The 18,907-nt window shown below is 46.9% G+C and carries 13 protein-coding genes; 8 read left to right on the forward strand and 5 right to left on the reverse strand.

The annotated features are described in order from the left end of the window. Positions 1–69 precede the first annotated feature (69 nt). Together HRU80_15220 and HRU80_15225 are read right to left on the reverse strand one after the other, a co-directional pair. Positions 70–1,512, reverse strand: coding sequence for a hypothetical protein (locus HRU80_15220; GenBank protein QOJ30147.1), 1,443 nt, complete (start codon positions 1,510–1,512; stop codon positions 70–72). An 89-nt stretch (positions 1,513–1,601) separates the two neighbouring features. Beyond that, positions 1,602–2,429 (reverse strand): YIP1 family protein, encoded by an 828-nt coding sequence (locus HRU80_15225; protein QOJ30148.1) that lies wholly within the window; start codon positions 2,427–2,429, stop codon positions 1,602–1,604. Positions 2,430–2,603: 174 nt separating this feature from the next. On the opposite strand from HRU80_15225, the gene HRU80_15230 reads away from it, so the two are divergent. From HRU80_15230 to HRU80_15250, 5 genes are all read left to right on the forward strand, one after another. Beyond that, on the forward strand, positions 2,604–3,914 hold the full coding sequence (locus HRU80_15230; GenBank protein QOJ30149.1) for a sugar ABC transporter substrate-binding protein: 1,311 nt from the start codon (positions 2,604–2,606) through the stop codon (positions 3,912–3,914). Then, on the forward strand, positions 3,904–4,749 hold the full coding sequence (locus HRU80_15235) for a sugar ABC transporter permease (protein ID QOJ30150.1): 846 nt from the start codon (positions 3,904–3,906) through the stop codon (positions 4,747–4,749). The genes HRU80_15230 and HRU80_15235 overlap by 11 nt, the downstream gene beginning before the upstream one ends. Next, positions 4,746–5,540: a carbohydrate ABC transporter permease gene (locus HRU80_15240; protein QOJ30151.1), complete on the forward strand. Its 795-nt coding sequence runs from the start codon at positions 4,746–4,748 to the stop codon at positions 5,538–5,540. Before HRU80_15235 ends, HRU80_15240 begins: the two co-directional genes overlap by 4 nt. Positions 5,541–5,569: 29 nt before the next feature. Continuing rightward, positions 5,570–6,484 (forward strand): J domain-containing protein, encoded by a 915-nt coding sequence (locus HRU80_15245; GenBank protein QOJ30152.1) that lies wholly within the window; start codon positions 5,570–5,572, stop codon positions 6,482–6,484. 221 nt (positions 6,485–6,705) lie between these two features. Continuing rightward, positions 6,706–9,093 (forward strand): T9SS type A sorting domain-containing protein, encoded by a 2,388-nt coding sequence (locus HRU80_15250; GenBank protein ID QOJ30153.1) that lies wholly within the window; start codon positions 6,706–6,708, stop codon positions 9,091–9,093. A gap of 294 nt (positions 9,094–9,387) precedes the next feature. Here HRU80_15250 and HRU80_15255 read toward each other — a convergent pair whose 3' ends face one another. The 3 genes from HRU80_15255 to HRU80_15265 all read right to left on the reverse strand — a co-directional run bounded on the left by HRU80_15255 (position 9,388) and on the right by HRU80_15265 (position 13,541). Continuing rightward, entirely contained in the window at positions 9,388–9,813 is a 426-nt protein-coding gene (locus HRU80_15255; protein QOJ30154.1) for an acyl-CoA thioesterase, read from the reverse strand. Positions 9,814–10,032: 219 nt separating this feature from the next. Next, the gene (locus HRU80_15260; protein ID QOJ30155.1) at positions 10,033–11,499 is read right to left on the reverse strand and encodes an OmpA family protein; all 1,467 of its coding nucleotides are present in this window, start codon (positions 11,497–11,499) and stop codon (positions 10,033–10,035) included. Positions 11,500–11,972: 473 nt separating this feature from the next. Then, a complete protein-coding gene (locus tag HRU80_15265; protein ID QOJ30156.1) occupies positions 11,973–13,541 on the reverse strand; it encodes a T9SS type A sorting domain-containing protein in 1,569 nt (522 codons plus the stop codon). A 61-nt stretch (positions 13,542–13,602) separates the two neighbouring features. Here HRU80_15265 and HRU80_15270 point away from each other — a divergent pair, with 61 nt between their 5' ends. The 3 genes from HRU80_15270 to HRU80_15280 are packed head-to-tail and all read left to right on the forward strand — an operon-like array spanning position 13,603 to position 18,540. Further along, complete coding sequence (locus HRU80_15270) at positions 13,603–14,163, forward strand: sigma-70 family RNA polymerase sigma factor (GenBank protein QOJ30157.1); 561 nt, start codon at positions 13,603–13,605, stop codon at positions 14,161–14,163. 37 nt (positions 14,164–14,200) lie between these two features. Then, on the forward strand, positions 14,201–15,136 hold the full coding sequence (locus HRU80_15275; protein QOJ30158.1) for a hypothetical protein: 936 nt from the start codon (positions 14,201–14,203) through the stop codon (positions 15,134–15,136). A 2-nt stretch (positions 15,137–15,138) separates the two neighbouring features. Further along, complete coding sequence (locus tag HRU80_15280) at positions 15,139–18,540, forward strand: CHAT domain-containing protein (protein ID QOJ30159.1); 3,402 nt, start codon at positions 15,139–15,141, stop codon at positions 18,538–18,540. Positions 18,541–18,907 lie beyond the last annotated feature (367 nt).

The raw sequence follows: 18,907 nt of genomic DNA on the forward strand, positions 1-18,907 counted from the left end.
ATTGAAGTAAGAAGTTCTACGTTCAGCAATCCGCCGGCTGCATTGCTTACAGCCGTGAATCCTGCAGAATTATCTGCTTATTCCGCTGATTATAATACTGGCGCGGCCGTTTGAGCCGTCCGTCGAGACTGTGATGAATACCGGTTTGGGAACATTACTGGTATCCTTGTTGTCCGTAACCACAAATGAAAATCTCGTAGCCAGACGGCTTTGAGTGTCACCCATCGTTACAGCAATACTTCCTCTTGCATCAACATTTTCACCCTCCACATTCACGGTAATAGTAGTACCGGGCGCGAGAGGGTTATTATTCTGATCTTTTACTTCGTAGATAAATTCCTGGCTGCCGGCGTTTGGTATATCAAAACCTGAACCAGGCTGAATGGTAAGCTGCGGCACACCGGAAAAAAGCACTATGGTGGAAACTGAAATGGTATTGGAAGTTTCATCAGCAGTAGAAGCGGTCACCGTTGCGAATCCATTGCCGAGTGTAGGATGCACTGGTCTTGGAGCCGCGGAAAGAAGATCAACACTTGCCCTGCCCGCGTCATCAGTCTCGGCAGAGCCAAGAATGATACCGCCTGTTGTCGTAAAATATACTTTGGTGCCGGGCCGGACCGGATTACCGTATTTATCACCTACAAAAGCAGTCACACTGTTTTCCAGGCCAAAAATATTGTATCCGGCAAAATTGAGAAATCCTGAAGCAACACTGAAGTGATCCGGATCAGGGAGTCCTCCATGGATGACTACACTAACCGGCTGGGAAGTAATGGTCCGGTTTGAGGTAACAATTTCCGCTGTAATCTGTACAACACCTGCTTTGGTACCGCTGGTGAGGAATACTGATGCCTGCCCGCTCGAATCAGTCATGGTTACATCCGGACTAAGAAATTCCCCGCCTCCCGGCGCTGCTCCGAACTTAAAACGTATCACTGATGAATTTACTGATGAGATTTTTCTGCCAAGAGAATCAACCACCTGGAACGTGAGCCGGCCGGATTCAAGCGATCCGCTCTGCCGCACACCAAGACTGGCGACCGACTGGGAAAGGAGAAAGATTGATGAAGGAGGTCCGCTCACACCAGTACCGCCTCCGCTGGAAACTACTTTCTGCAGTGAAACCGGCAGTAAAGAGTTGGTATTATTTACGGAAGCAAATACCTGGGTTGTATCAGCCAGATATCCGCTTTTGCTGAGGATCAGGGTTACTGCCTGGCTGAGAGTAAGATTAAAGTTAAGTGTAAAAACACCTGATGAATTCGTAGAACCGGAAAATATGCCGGAAGATGCAATTACTTTAACCGTAACGCTGTCTACCGGAGCATTGGTAGCTGCATCAACCACACTGCCGGTGATAGTGACATTTCCTGTCGGGGTTCCGGCACCGCCTCCTCCGATAGTTTCGATTTTCGGATCGGTTGCAAGTTCACATCCGGGAGTAAGAATCAGAACAGCAAAAAACAATGGGAGTAATGCCCGGAAGATTTTTGTTATTTCTGACTGTTTCACTGATGCTTATAATTTATTTATTGTAAACTGAAATGTACGTTATACGCAGTTAGTATTCAATGCCTGAAAGCTCCTGCTATCCGCGCAATTTACTGAGCAAACATCCTGAAAAACGGCACATAGCTGGTCAGCAGAAACCAGACTGTAGTGAATCCAAGCCACAAGCTGAACACCATTATCAGATACGTCTTTTCTTTTTCTTTCTGAAACATTACCCTGCTGAGGCCGACCGCGAATACAAAATAGGAGGCAATGGTAAAAATATCAAGCCTTGAGGCAATAAAGCCGGCCCAGGTCTGCCGGTCCATTCCGGCAAGTGTAGCTACGGAAAGATCGGTAAACGTCCTGTCCAAAAGCATGGAGGCGATTGCAATCAGAATAATGGAAACCGCACTGATATAGGAGGAAAGGGAGCTGGCAACCAGCACTCCCCGGTATTCCCCTTCCGCGGCAAAAAAGAATCTGGCGATGCCAAAATAAACCGCCGCGATCAGGAAATAAATCACACTTCCGAAGATAAGAATCATCAGACTCTGAAACAGGGTAGCATTCGGGGTTCCTATTGCTTTTATCCGCTCACTGGCGGCATCCATCTGCTCTTCCTTCTGGGATTCCGTGAGCTGACCTGATTTCACCATTTCGTCAAGTGTTTTTTCCGTCTGTTTCATCTGCTTGTCCCGCACTTCCATAACAATTACCGGATTGGTGAAGAGGATATACGATGAAGCAATACTGAGGAGAATGATTACCGCCAGAGGGATAAGCCAGTCGGAGGTTCTGAGGGGGAATTTAACCAGAGTATCAAAAACCGACCGGGGTTCGGTAAAAACACCCGCTGCCAGGTCAACATGCTGAGGCGGGGTTCCCTGCGGTTCTTCTTCTGTTACGACGGGCTGACTGTTATTCTGTTCTTCCATCTGCGTAATCCTTGTAATATTATACAGCCAAATTATTTATCCTGAAGGCAAAAGACAAACAAAAAATGATTAAATTTCGCATCACAAGCCCCGGCAAACAGGCAGAGGGGAAGACATCCGGAAGGGGTGCATAACAGCCAGATTTCTGAAATCCCCGTTTCCGGCACAAAAACGATGCAACAGGCACACAATATATATAATCCGTCAATGAAAAACAGACTGCTCATTTCTCTGCTGGCGCTCATGCTGAGCGCGGGGTTTTCCCTTTCCTGCAGCGGAGAGAAAAGTGAAGGTAAGGTAATTGAGTTCTGGACTTTGCAGCTCAGCCCGTACTTTGATGAGTACTTCCGCGATCTGATTACCCGTTATGAATCGGAACATCCGGGGGTAACAATACGCCATATAGATATTCCCTACGATGCAGCGATACAAAAACTGATGGCAGCCGCTTCAGCAGGAACTCCTCCTGATATTATCAATCTTTCATCCGATTTTCTTGCAAAGTTTGAGAAATTCGGGCTTTTTGCTGATTTGCGAAATCATGACAGCGAAGACTCCATCCGCAGCCGCTATCTTGAAAATGCTCTGGCTGAGTGTGTTTATGACAATAAAATCATTGCTCTCCCCTGGTACCTGAACACCTACGCAATGATATATAACAAAGACCTGCTCAGAAAAGCAGGATTCGATAGCAGTGATGTCCCAAAAACATTTGATGAGTTTACTGCATTTATACGGGAGTATAAAAACCGCGCGGGCAAGTATGCAACATTCTGGAATATCGGCAGAGACAGTTATCTCCCCATGATGCTCGGCTCGGAGGATATACCGATGACAGACAGCCAAATGACAAAAGCTCTTTTTAATAAGCCGGAATCATCAGAAAAAATTGCAGAGTGGGTTGATCTGGTAAAAGGAAAATATCTTTCGCGTGATTGTGTCATCCGCCCCGGTTCAGCGATTATTGAACCGTATCAGTCGGGACAGGTCGCCATGGTATTCACCGGACCGGTGTTTTTACGGCAGGTAAAAGAAAACGCCCCCGGCATCTATGCGGAAACCGGCATTGCGCCTCCGGTTACAGGCAGAACAGGAAAGCATGAACTTGCCGCAATGGCGCTCTCGGTACTTTCCTCTTCAGCACACAAACAGGAGTCGTATGAATTTGTGCGGTATATACTGAACGCTGAAAACCAGCTCCGATTCGCCAAGATGGCGCCGGTATTCCCCTCTCACAATGACGCACTCAAAGACCGGTATTTTACTGAGACTGACGGTTCACTTGAAACCACGGCCCGGGTGATGGGGGCTGAGTATCTCCCCTCGGCGACACGGCTGCGGAGTTATCTGCGCCATCCCCGGTTTGATCAGCTCAGAAATTTCTTTGATGAGGCAATTCAGAATGCGGTCCTGACCCGTATATCAACACAGGATGCTCTTGATAAGGCAGCAAAAAGCTGGAACGCGGTGCTCGATGAGAACTAAAGAAGCGTATCTCTTTCTTGCTCCGGCAATGGTCATCTTTGGTGTCTTTCTTTTTTATCCGATGGGTAAGATTATCTATTACAGCTTTTTTGATTACAATTTACTGACTCCCGCACAGTACAGCGGTCTTGACAATTATCTGCAGCTGTTCAGTGATGAAAAGTTTCTGGCATGCCTTGGCAATTCATTCATCTTCATTCTTGTTTCTCCGCTCCTGGTAGTTGTATCACTCATGCTTGCACTTGCCGTGCGTGACGGAGGAAGAGGGGCAAAGTTTCTGCGTCTGGGTTATTTTCTGCCTGTAATCACTCCGGTTGTCATTGCGGGAGTTATCTGGAGATGGATATACTCCGAAGATACAGGAATTCTTAATTACCTTCTCAGCACCATAGGAGTCAATCCTGTAGCATGGCTTTCAGAATATCCGACCAACATTATATCCGTTATGATCCTCACTGTCTGGCGGGGGTTTGGTTATTATATGATGATTTTTCTGGCAGGGCTGGCAGTTATTCCCGCCGAACTTGAAGAGGCAGCAAAGATTGACGGTGCAGGAAGATTTCAGCGGGTGCGGATGATACTGATTCCCCTGCTGCTCCCTTCGATTCTGTTTATCATGGTTATCTCAACCGCTTCGGCTGTCAGGATTTTCACTGAGCAGTATATACTCCTCCCCGGTGTGCCGATGGACAATAAAGCAGTGGTATCGTTCCTGTTTAATGAAGCCTTTGAGCAGTTCCGGTTTGGATATGCATCTGCGGCGGGAGTGGTTCTGTTCATTGTCACCCTTGGCATCTCCTGGCTGAACATCAAAATGCTTGAGAGGCCGGAATGAAGTATATTGTAAGAATCCTTTTTCTGCTGATTGCCGTACTTCCCTTCCTCTGGCTGATCAGCACATCACTAAGAAGCGCGGAAGAAATTTTCCGTTATCCCCCTTCGTTTCTTCCTGATGCGTTTCACTGGAACAATTACACGGAAGTATTTGATGCAATACCTTTCGTGCTTTACTTTTTTAACAGTGTTATTGTTGCAGTTGCAGCAGTAGTACTGAATCTGCTTCTTGCTTCACTCGCGGGATTTGCTCTGGCGCGGCTGCAGTTTAAGGGAAAGAGTTTTTTCTTCCTTATGGTTCTCGGCGCTATGATGATCCCAAAGGAGATAACGGTTATTCCGTTATATACCGTTGTGCTGAGAATGGGGCTTGCTGATACCCTGGCAGGAGTAATCATTCCCTTTGCGGTGGAAGGACTTGCGGTGTTTATGATGCGGCAGGCATTTCTTGCCATACCAAAGGAAATTGAGGAAGCAGCTATTATAGAAGGGTGCTCTCCCCTGATGCTCTGGTGGAGAGTGATGATGCCCATGACCCGTCCGGTACTTGCCACACTCGCTATCTTTACTTTCATCGGAACGTGGGGAGACTTCCTCTGGCCGCTGATTGTGCTGCGGGACAGTGATTCCTACACGCTGCAAATCGGGCTGAACTCCATGCTGGGTACCTTTGTAAATAATTACCGCCTTGTTGCTGCGGGCTCGGTGCTTGCGCTGATTCCTGTTATCGCGGTGTTTATGATCACGCAGAAATATTTTGAACGGGGAATACTCTCCGGGGCAGGGAAATAATTTGATATATACTTTATTAAGGAACATGAATGGCTAAACAGGGAGATATACAGGCTCGGCTCAGAACAGCAGACGCATTGCTCGAACAGGACCGGTATCAGGAATCGTATTTTGTATTTGATGAGGTGACTTCAGCACTGATGAAAGCGCTGGATGAGAGTTCATCCGCCCGGAAACTTTCCAAGGGAGCCGGCTGGGTTGCGGCGCTGCTCACGGGGGGATTCGGCGCAGAAGATTTTATTGTTATTCCAATGGTCAATAAAATGCTGATGAAGTTCCTCGGCATTGATCTTGATGATACTCTGCGTATGCTGTTTACTGCTTCGACCAGAAAGCTTTTCATCTGCGGACTTGACCGCTCGATTGCAGGATCAGTTTCCCAGCAAAGAGTGCTGCTGGATTTTCTTATTGCCTACCGGCTGATCGGGGATCAGAGCGACAAGGGATTTCTGGACAATCTGATGACGCTGATCAATCCTTTCGCGGAAGATTCGGGAATCACCGGCAGGGAAACACAATTGGACATCAATGATCTGCTCGCGCAGCTTTTTCCTGAAGTGCAGCGGAGGCATGAGCAGGTGTATTATCTGAATGGTTTGTTATTCCTGTATCTCACTGACAGGAATCTGACCTCTAACCGGTTATATCAGGCACTCCTGATGGCTCAGCAGGGGCGGCAGTATTCTTACCGGGGAGCCGGCGGCCGTATATATAACTCCCCTGCTGAAGAAGAAGCAGAGAAGGCCCGGTACTACGGAGAAGTATTCAATTTACAAGGGAAAGTCACCAAGGATGATATACGCAAACGTTACCGCGAGCTCATGAAAACGTACCATCCTGACCGGATGGCTCATGCCAACGAATCCGAAAAGAAAGCCGCTGAGGAGAAGGTAAAAAAGATCAATGAGGCGTATGAATATTTTAAGAAGAAGTATGGGATATAATTAATTTTTCTGCGTTCATCTGCGAAATCTGCGGGAAAAAAATTTCCCGCAGTTGACCTGGGGCAGATCCGGGGGTAAAGCAAAATTCAACTTCACCTTTCTGGCAGAATAGCACAGAGGGTACATTCTAAGTTGTTCGCAGTTCATTCAAAACAACTTTTCTTTTCTATTCACCCCTACTTCCGTAAATTAGCATCATGTTTCACAAATTTGTCATCCCTATGAAAAAGTACCTGCTTGTTGTTTTGATTCTTATTTCATGCACCTCTTTTGCGCAGCTGACCGAGCCTCTGCCAATTAAGCATCCTACCATCCGGGCTGATTTCCGGTTTTACAAGTACACCGGCAATAAACTCTGGACCATAGGATATAATTTCGCGATCAGGTCATTCATAGGCAGGTCCACAGACCAGGGTGATACCTGGCAGATCGACTATCCTTCAATTTTTAAACCGAACGATAATATTAATGCTCTGGCTTTTCCAACTGAGACAACTGGTTATGTCGGCGGATCAAATGGTGTCATTTATAAAACCACCACCAGCGGAACAATATGGACAGAGGTAACTGATACTAATGTCTATATGGGAGGTATTAATGACATTCACTTTTTTGATGAGCAGAATGGTTTAGTGGCAGGATCGAACTCAAAAGGGTTTTATATGATCCGCACCACCAATGGCGGGCAGACATGGACGGGAGTAACCACACCAACTACCTCAACCTGTTATCAGTTTTATTTTGACACTCCGCTGAACGGCTGGATTACCACAGGCTCCGGCAGATTTATGAGAACAACGGACGGCGGAGCCACATGGACCGTGGCAACGGTTACCGGCACCACATCAACCATTTACTCAATCAGAAAAGCAGATGCTTCCACCTATTTTATGACCGGTACTGCCGGACAGGTTTACCGGAGTACCGACGGAGGTGTTTCATTTGCCTCCGTTACATCGCCTGCGAATCTTCCATTGTACTCAAGTGAATTCACTGACGCAAATAACGGATATGTATTCGGATCCAACGGCGCAGCTTACCGCACTACCAACGGCGGCACCAACTGGACTCTGATTCCTGAACTTGCCGGTGAAGTAATCCGTGGTTCGATCAGAATCGGGAACAGGATACTCACGGCAGGCTACCGCAGCACCATGCATATATCAAACGATGCAGGACAGACTTGGACGAACCCGACCAGTCCTTACCGTGATTTCTGGGGAATCTATAAAGAATCCGCGACCAACTATATCACCTGCGGAGACCGCGGTGAGATTCACTATACCACCAACGGCGGAGGCAGCTGGACACGCGTTCCGGTGCGTCCGACAACACAGATACTCTATGACGTGGTAAAGTTCGGCGATTATATCTATGCATGCGGAAGGAACGGAGAATTCCACCGCTCATCAAATCTTGGAGCATCATGGTCAACTTTTTATGTCGGCAGCAATACCACCCGTCATTACAAGATGTATTTCTTTAATGAGACTACCGGCTTCATGGTGAATAATGACGGTAATATCTATTCAACCTCCGACCGGGGAACAACCTGGACTTCACGCTTTATTGTTCCAAGTACTATTCTTTATGATATAAAATTTGTAAACACACAGCTTGGATATACGGTAGGTTCGGGCGAAAGGATTTTTAAAACCACCGACGGCGGCACAACCTGGGCAAACGGGAATATGGTTTCCCCTCCGGGACAGCTTTTGGGCTTATATATGCTTAACGATACTGTAGGATATGTATCCGGTGAAAACGGTGCTGTGTTCAGAACCTATGACGGGTTCCAGTCAGTATTCCTTATGACCGATACTGTAGCACTTGCCGGAAAGCTGATGCATGATGTTTTTGCCTATGACATCAATAACGTTTATGCTGTCGGGCAAGGAGGCACCTTCCTAAGGACTATCAACGCAAGCCAGTTCGGACAGTGGGGTCAGACACTTTACGGAGAAGATCTTATTGCTGTTGACGGCAGAGGCTCTCAGGGCGTAGTAGTCTGCGGCGCTGACGGCACCGTCTATTTCCATGACGGAATACTACCTGTGGAACTAACCTCCTTCACTGCTAAAGCGGAGAAGGGTAACGTTACTCTTGAGTGGATTACTTCTTCCGAAGTAAACAACCGCGGTTTCGCCATTGAAAGAAGCACAAACGGAACCTGGACTGAAATCGGCTTTGTGTCCGGCGCGGGGAACTCCGCCGTGCAGAATATATACAGCTATACTGATCCCTATGCTCCAGCCGGAGCAGTGCAGTACCGGCTGAGACAGATGGATTTCAGCGGAACCTATGAGTATTCGTCCGTTATCGAAGTGAACAACAGCAATCTGCCTGATGTATTTGCATTAGAACAGAATTATCCGAATCCGTTTAACCCGGCAACCACATTCAGTTTCACCCTGGCACAGGAAAGCAATGTGACTCTGAGTGTATTTGACATTCAGGGAAACAAGGTCGCTGATGTGATCAATGAAAAGATGCAGGCCGGCAGATACGCGGTTGATTTTAATGCCTCCGTACTGAGCAGCGGGGTGTATATCTACAAGATAACCGCGGGAACGTTTTCAGCGGTCAGGAAAATGACACTGCTCAAATAGTTGAGAATTGATAATTGATAATGGAAAATTACTTTAAGTAGCTTTGCATTTGATCTGCGTTAATCTGCGAGATCTGCGGGAGAAAAAAGTTTCCCGCTGATTTCGCAGATATTCGCGGAATTACCGACATATGTTTTATTAGAAGAAATCCCTTAATCCTGCCTTTGAAGAGGGAAAATTCTTCATTTTTCATTCTTCATTCTTCATTCTTCATTCTTCATTTTTCATTCTTCATTTTTCATTCTTCATTCTTCATTCTTCATTCTTCATTCTTCATTTTTCATTCTTCATTCTTCATTTTTCACTCTTCATTACCGAAAACCGTTTTCTGGTTTCATCTGTTACTCTAACCGGCCTGAGAGATTTGGGATCAACCGGACACCAGAGGGTGCGGGCTGAAGCGAGGAGTTTGTTATCAGATGAACGGTATATATCGGTAAGCCGCTCGAAGGCAAGCGCGGTTGACGTGCCTACTCTGGTTTTGGCAATGATATCGTCCCCTGACTTTGCCGGATATTTATAATCTATCTCATGCCTGATTACCACCCAGAGGTATTTTTCTGCTTCTTCCTTTGTCGCGGCATGGTACCAGTGAGCCACAGCGGCATCCTGCACCCATCGGACATAGACGGTATTGTTCACATGATTGAGCCGGTCAATGTCTTCAGGTTTGATTTTTATCGGAAGCTCAAAGAGTTCTGTTGAGGGGTCGGGAGTCATGGTGTTCTTTCAAGCTATAATTTTATAAAGAGATGCTCATCATCCGCCCAATTTTAATCGTTTTTTGGGCAGATGGCTCATCAAGTGTACAACGGTTGGGCACATGAGGGGGGTATCCGCCCAATTATTGGTGATTTTTGTACAAGACAAGATTAATAAGTGAAAACTTTGCGGCTTAATGCCTTGGCGCGAGGAAGTCAGAGTAAATGCAAACCTGGTTCAGTTTAACCGGACGATTACCACTCGTCTGTTTTGTGCTCTTCCTTCTTCGGTGGAGTTATCAGCAACAGGGAATTCATGCCCCATTCCTCTGACGGTGAAGCGCTTTGCATCAATGCCTTTTCCGGTCAGATATTTGAGAACCGCATTTGCCCGCTGCAGAGAAATTCTTTTATTCACCTCCGGCTTTCCGACATTATCCGTATGTCCTTCAATCAGCCAGGTTGACTTTCCATCCGCAATCATTTCCGCGGCTAGCCGGTCCAGGTCAGCATACGCAGCAGGGAGCAGTTCAGAACTGCCGCTCCTGAAAGAAGCACCAGCACTCAGAACAAACTCTTTTGTAACCTCATATGGCACAGGCACCTGTACTTCTTTAATCACCTGTTCCTTTTTAATCGGGCAGCCGGTAGAGTCAACCTGCACTCCGGAGGGGGTATTCGGGCATTTATCAAACACATCAAAAACGCCGTCACCATCAGTATCAAGCGGACAGCCGTTTTTATCAACAGTAACACCGGGAAGCGTGGATGGACACTGATCAAGGTAATCGGGCACACCGTCTTCATCGGTATCAACCGGGCAGCCGTATTGGTCAACGCGGACGTTGCGCGGAGTATTGGTGCAGATATCAAGATAGTCGGGTACGCCATCTTTATCGGTATCCGCAGGACATCCTGCCCGGTCAACTTTCACCCCCTCAGGAGTACCGGGACAGTCATCCAGATAATCGTACACACCATCTTTATCTTCATCATATGGGCAGCCAAAGGGATCAGTTTTAACGCCGGGAGGGGTACCGAGACACATATCTTCTGAATCGGGGATGCCATCGCCATCTTCATCCGTATCTCCGAAAAAAGCAAAGGAAAGACCTGCCTGTCCAAAGAGAATATTGTCCTTGTCGGTACCTTTCAAAAGATTATCAAGGTTATCTTCAGGGCTGATAAATACACCGCCAATCAGATTAAAGGTAAGGTTTTTTGTCAGGAGAATACGGAAGCCAAAATCCGCGTTAAAATTGAGTTCAGTGGTTTCATATGCAGGAGTACGGGTCAGGACCACTCCCCCTTCGGTCTTGGGTTTGAAGGAAAGAATTGATGCGCCTGCCGAGAACTGCGGGAAAAAAACTTCACCGATAGAGAGGTTATACACCAATGCGCCGCCGTAGTAGAGAAGGTCTGTGCGAACCTCATTTGGTGTCAGGGCTGCGTCTGTTGCTTTCAGGTAGCCATACGCACCGAAAGCTTTAATGCCGAGACTGCTTTTTGAGTACGTCGGAAAGAAATACTCCAGAGATGCCATGCCCATATAGTCCAGGTTGAAGTCGGTGTAGTCAGTCATGCCGAGGGTAGGTCCGCCCCCGACGGAAAGAACCAGAGTCCCTGTGAATGGGTGGTAGATATCCTTAGACTGCCCGAAGACAGCAAGGGGGAGAAAAAGCATCAAGAGGAGCAGGCGTTTCATTTCGTCTCAAAATTATAAAATCATACTACCAAGTTAACGCAATCGGTGAAATCATGGAAACGCCAAAAAATTATGAAATTTGAAGTATGAAATGTGAATTATGAAGGATGAAGGATGAATTATGAATTTTTCCAGAACGCCGATTGCGCGACATGATTTCTGGACTCCACGAAAGATGTCGCATATTCGGTTTATATGGAGCGCAGTAAGAAAAAACCGGTCATCCGCTCTGCGGATTCAGGGTTTGTTTTTCGTTGTGGTGTTATTATTGGGTCACCCGCGATGCGGATTTGGGGTATCGTTCTCGTGCGAGTGTTAGTAACCGGTCATCCGCGAAGCGGATTCAAGGGTATTGTTTTCGTGTCGGGGTTATTAACGGGTCATCCGCGATGCGGATTCAGGGGTATTGTTTTCGTGTCGGGGTTATTAACAGGTCATCCCGACTTCGTCGGGATTCATTAGGTCTGCTGTAACTATTTCATTAAAAGGAGTTTGGCTGTTTTGCTTATACCTTTCCCCTGCATCCTGACGAAATACATACCGGAACTGAGGCCGGAGAAACTGGTTTTGAATTCGTGTATGCCTGATAACAGGAAGCCGGCATATATACTCATGACTTCGGAGCCGGAGGCATCAAACACTTTAAGTAAGAGGTCGGTATCCCGACTTAACTCAACCCGGACGGTAGTTGCGGGATTAAAGGGGTTCGGATAGTTGCTGAGAAGAGCATATTCCGCCGGAGGCATTGATTCTTCAGCATCGGTAAGGTTTATAGTTACTCCGGTAATGGAGGTTTGAGCCGGAGTAATTTCCAGAGAACCGATCAGATAATCAGGCAGGTGAATACTCTGCGCAAGAAGTTCGTAGGTACCGTAAGGAAGTTTTGGAAGGAGAAATCCGTTCCCCGTTCCTGAGATACCGGTTGCATAAATTTTAGCATTCTGGGGAGAGCGCGCATACAGCACTACTGCATCCGCTGATATTCTGTTTGCCATTGCCTGCACCGAACCGGTTATCCGGCCGTCTCCATAGGCAGAGTCACGCTGCATGGAAAGAGATATATCCTGCACCGCACTGTTCACGTAGATTGAATCAGCATCCTGCCAGAGCAGCGGGGAATAATTTCCGCTCTTGTAGTAGGCCGGAATAAAATAATCGGAAAAGGACTGAACAAAATAGTATCCGGCCGAATTGATATTCCTTACCGTATAATTTCCGCGGTAGTCAACCAGGGCAGCATATACATTATCCGTTTCCTCAAGTATTTTACCTGGATTATGCTTCCCTTTTCTGATAACAACCACACCCTTATCAACCGGATATACGGAAACAGAATCGGAAACCACACCCTGCACCGAAAATCCGGTCGGGGTGACGGCTGGCAGAACGATTTCCGTCTGAGAAACAGAATCCCGTTTAACCACAACCGGCTGAGCCGCAAAGGGATTTCCCGTATTGCCTGAGAAAATGAGATTTCCCTCCGGATGCTTTGCGGCAATGCGATACTCCCCCGCCGGAAGCTGCAACGAAAAATTACCGTATATATCCGTCACCGCGGATGCATACTGATACAGTCCCTCATGAAACATATATACCGGCTGACCTGGAACGGGCATTCCCTGATAGACCACGGAACCGGACGCAGTTCCAAGAGGCGGATCAGGATCGTGAAATTTTATTTTTATTTTCACCGTGACCGGATCAGGGCGGTAATTCACATACACAAACATGGTGTCAACGGTATCCGTCACTGCGATTGATGCATAGTGGGAGAGAATGCAGTCCATGCCCAGCGTATCCCCAGCCGGTAAGGTCATCGGATAACCGTTGTAGGAATCCCAACGGATAAAATAACGTTGATTGAGATAGGATATGCTGTCAATCTCCAGAGGCTGATTTCCTTCATTCAGGAACCAGACTTTTACGAAGCGGCTGAACCGGTCCTCAAACTCAATTTTCCCAGGCCTGATATCCAGATCGGGCTGGGCGTGGATATATGAAGAAATTACCAGCAGCAGGATGACCGGCAGGGATTTAACCATATTTTTTGATATTTTTCATACTTTGTTAGTATAAAATAGCTTCAAAAAGTGACATTCCCCATTGGGTGAAAAAGATTTACAGTTTCTGCATTTTACTTCCGAGGACTTAACTCCCCTTCTCGAGGCGGCGAAGTCTGGGGACGAGTCTGCCTTCAGCCGGCTTTCGGCTATTGTACAGACCATCGCACGGGAGTATTTCCACGCAAAATTCCGAAGCGGAAAGCTCAGGAATATAGAGGATGCCGAGGATCTGACATCCAACGTCTGGCTTTCTTTCGCAAAGCAGTACCAGAAGATTGAAAATCCGGAATACTGGCTGAGACGGGTGCTTTTTTTAAGTTTTGTGAGCTTTTACAAGAAGGCGAAAAAATACCAGTACAGCGATCCGGAAGAAGTTTTCAGAAAGGCAAAGAGTGAATATAATTTCGGGGAGGAAGCTGATATTGACCGGGTAACAGCCATTACGGCTGAGATGTCCGGTGATAAACGGGAGATTCTTCGTATGCGGTTTCAGGAGGAGATGAAGTTCCAGGAGATAGCCGAGGCTTTGGGAAAAAGCGAGGACGCAGTTAAAAAGATGTTTTACCGCCTGATTGCAGAAATAAGGGAAAAACTGGAATGATGTCCCAAATCACACGAACAGATTACTATTTACCATTATGAGCGAAACGAAAAAATCACCCGAAGATATTTTAGCAGAGCTGAGCAGCGAGGATGCAGAAAAACTTCTGAGCGCCCCGCCGGAAGATAATCCTGATCTGCAGGAATTTTCTGCGGTTTATCTGAGGGCACAGCAGGGATTAAGCAAGGGTAGCCATCCTGATGTAATGGAACTGGCGGAGTATATTGTTGCGGAATCTGCCGGAGAAGAATTCCGTGCAAGCGGTTTATTTAGCAAAATCCAAAAACACCTTGAAGTTTGCCCCTTTTGCAAAGCTGAATATCATTCCCTGCGGGAAGACTTGCCTCAGCCTGTAAAACATGAAAAAATACCATCTGTTCCGGTCAGAAGAGGAAAAAAGAATAAACTTAGTTTCTCAAAGATTGTTTATTACCCTGTAAGAATTGCAGCGGTATTTCTGCTTGGCTGGCTTGCTGTTTATTCAGCATCAGAACTTTCGATGCCTGAAACAATCAGATACGGTTCCGCCGATATCACTCCGGATGGCGTAAGCAGAGCCCTTACCTCGGACACATTCTCTGAGACTCACACCCTTGTTTCAGAAGAGAGGTATGATGAAGCTATAAGCCTGCTGCTGAGACAGATTGAAGAAGACCCGGACGGCGCATCAGCTTTTTATCTTCATTACACCGCAGGGAAGCTCTATCTCCTTTCCGCGCAGTCGGATATATTCGGGATGTTTACCAGCTACGATGATGAAAAAGTCAGGCTTGCCCAGAAAGAATTCCAGCTTGCCATTGAGAAAAACTATTCAGGCAAGTATGAGAACATCTCATACGATGCATCATTTTATCTCGCCAAGACGTATATCCTGCAGAACAATTTCGCCAAAGGAAAAGAACTGCTCGAATATGTTGCCGGAACCCGGGGGAGCAAATCTCGCGAAGCCGCTGAACTCTTAAGCGAACTCTGAACATGAAACGTACGGGACTGCTCGCCGGTTTCATTCTCATTATTATCCTTACCTCAGGCCCTCATTATCAGATAGCGGACAAAGAGGAAACAGAGGAAAGCATTTCATCCTATGATGAAGTATTTGAGAAAACCGTTATCACGCTAAGACGAAGGAATACCGAGGAGGTGAGCCTGCTGAGCGCAAGGAGGTACAAAACGGGATACCAGTTTGCCGTCATCCGCACCGATTCACTTAAAAAAGCCGGAAACTATCAGGCTGTGTTTGACACACTCGATATATACTTTCCCGCTTCCCCCGCAAGCATTGTTTACTATGAAGAACTGATCAGCACCGGAGCCGGCTCGGGGAATCTGCTGCTTATTAAAAACAAGCTGGATGAAATCCGTGACCGGCCGCTTACGCCGTATGAAGAATATGCCCGGGGAATCATTATGAACCTGAGGGGGAACATAGATTCAGCAATTACCCTGTTCAGCGGCATCATCAGAAAACATCCTGAGCTTACAATTGTTTATCTCCGTTACGCAAACGCACTCAAGGACAAAGGAAGATATACGGAAGCCAGACAAGCGCTGAAAAAGTTTTTTACCGCGGATAATGATGACAGCTATCTTCATGCCGAGGCAGTCCTGCTGCAAGGAACCATCGCTTTTCTCGAGGGAGAGTATGACCAGGCAATGAAATACTACCGGCAAGCGGAAAAGCTTTCCGATGAACTGTACGATATCCACACCGGATCGAGGGCACGGATCAATCAGGGACTAATATATGATATATACGGAGAGTATGATCCGGCCAGAGAGCTTTTCAACAAAGGCATTGAAGGCGCGAAGCGTCTGAAAGATCCGGAACTGCTGGCTTACGGATATTCTGAACTTGGTGTTTCCTATTCATTCACCTCAGACTACCCTGACGCGCTCGGCTACTATCAGGAAGCGATCACCATTTATCTGAAGACAGGAAACTCTCTCCGGCTTTCGTATTTATATTCCAACAGAGGCAATTTACAAAACGCCATGGGAAACTATGCCGGAGCGCTGGCAAGTTACCGTGCGGGTATTGAAGCATCAGGGGATGCTCCGCGTCCGCTCATCCAAAACCTGACTGGCATGGCTGATGTGTATGTCAACGCGGGCAATTATACGCAGGCCATCAGGCATTACCATGAAGCTATGCAGCTCGCAAAAAAGATTAATGACAGGGATCTGCTCAGTTCAATCGAGACCGGCTCCGGATCATTCAAGCTGAACCTTGGTGCTTATGAGGCGGCGGAGGAGCATTTCAGGAGGGCGCTGCTATATACGGATGTAAAGAGCAATCCGCTCCAGGCAGGAGACATCATGGACAAACTGGCACTGTCACTGAAGGGACAGGGTAAGACAGATTCAGCAATCATCCTGCTTCAGGAAGCAATCAGAACAGCAGAAAAATATCAGGATATCATTCTTCTGGCCTCAGCATCACAGCATCTTGCAGAGATATATCACGGGGAGGGGGAAGCAGCGAAGGCACTTGGTATTCTGGCAGAGATCCGGAAATCAGTACCGGCGGAGACATATCCCCAGCAGCATGCGGAGGCGGTACTTACTGAAGCGGATATACGGCTTCAAACAGACAATGCTTCAGAGGCTCATAACCTGCTTTTCTCAACCGGCGTTGCAGAACTGACAGGAAACAATGCCTATCTCGCGCTGTATTACCATTCCCTACACACCCGCGCGCTGATCACACTCGGAAACAGAGCAGAAGCAGAAAAAGAATTACAAAACGCAATTGCATTGTATGAAAGAACGGCACAATCTCTCATCGGCGGCAGCCATGATATTCCCGGGTTAACAAAACTTGCCGCCGGACTCTACAATTCACAAATAAAACTTCTGAATGAGAGGGGGGATTACAAGACTGCGTTCGGTTACTTAGAGCGAAAAAACGGAGGAAGCGCCTTCAGGAATGTGATATCTCTGACTCTGGCCCAAAGCATGGATAATCCTGATCTCCTTGACAAACTTTACTCCCTTGCCTGGACTGCAGAGTCGCAGATTCACACACAGACGGAGAGGGATTCTGCACTGCAGCTTTATAACTCACTGCTTGAATTCTTATCATTGCAAAAACCAGTCAGGATGGAAATGCTGAGTGTTACAGAGATGCAGTCCGCCCTTGAGGAGGATGAGTATATCATCGCGCTGCATACAACTGAGGATTCGTCGTATATCTATGCACTTGGGCGGAATGAGTTTCTGACCAGGAAAATAAAAGGAGGAGAAAATTCTTTAAGAAGAATTAAACGGGGCATCTCCCCTAACTATGACCGGAGGCCGGGCTCACCTGATTTCCTCAACAGGGAACTCTTTGCCTTTGACGCAGTTGCCGCACGGTATCTTTATAAACACCTGTTCGGTTTTCTTAATGACAAACTGGAAAAAGGGAGCAGGCTGATTATCCTTCCTGATAATATCTTCAGGGACTTCCCTTTTGAAACGCTTGTTGTAAACTCCGATGATGAAAATAACAGTTTTCATTATGAGGCATGCGAATTTGCCGGGGAGAGGTACCGCTTTGTCTATACTCCATCCTTCTCAGCATACAAAGGACTTGAGAAGATCAATTACAGCAAAAACAAGACCTCACTGCTGGTGGGGAATCCCCTCGTGTCATCATCATCAAGAGGATTTGCCGAGAGGAGAAGCATACAGGGGAATACAGATGGCAGCAATACAAAGCAATTCCTCCCGCTGAAATACTCCGCTGAGGAGGTAAACTCCATTGACAATATGCTTGATTTCTCAACCGTACTAACCGGATCTTTTGCTACTGAATCACGGTTCAGAGAACTGGCAGCAGATGCTTCGCTGATTCATCTTTCAGCACATTCATCAGTCACAAAGAATCAGCCGGTGATTTATTTTTCCGGACTCTACGATGCTGAACATGACGGCATTCTTGAGCCGGGAGAGATTGCTTCGCTTGGATTAAAATCGGAAATGGTTGTGCTAAGCAGCTGCAGTTCGGGGCTGGGAGATCCGGATGCGGAAGAGGGTGTCACCGGCATGAACCGCGCACTGATTGAGGGGGGAGCAAAGAGTGTTATCTCCACACTCTGGGAAATCAATGATGAATATACATCACGCTTTATGGAGATGTTTTATGATCATCTCAGCGTAGGGATCTCCAAATCGGAAGCACTGCGCAGAACCCGGTCAGATTTTATCAGCCAGGTGAATTCTGATCCATACTACTGGGGAGCATTTATTCTCTACGGCGCAGACTCCCCTATGCATATCGAGAAGAAAAACTATATCTTTATTATGTTTCAATACTTATCTATCGGTTTCGCGGGAGCTTTTGTTTTACTTGTTTATATACGCAGGCTAACACGGCAATTAGTAATTAGGAGTTAGTAATTAGTAAACTCAATTTACAATTTACAATGAACAAAATTGAACAGATTTAACCCGCCGAGCAGGTGACCCATTAATAAAGCCGCAACATATACACCACCATCCGAACCCGCAGCGCGGGTGACCTGTTAATAAAAACGCAACATATACACCGTCTTCCCCGAACCCGCAGCGCGGGTGACCCGTTAACAAAATCCCAACTGAAAAGACAACCCCTGAACCCGCAGCGCGGGTGACCCATTAATAAAGCCGCAATATATACACCACCATCCGAACCCGCAGCGCGGGTGACCTATTTATGATGCTGATATCTTCGCTTCATGCCTCAACCCACGGAGTGGGTGATATAAGTTAAAATTATGAAATA

The sequence above is a fragment of the Ignavibacteriales bacterium genome, from assembly GCA_015709675.1.
GTDB lineage: Bacteria > Bacteroidota > Ignavibacteria > Ignavibacteriales > Ignavibacteriaceae > H2-BAC3.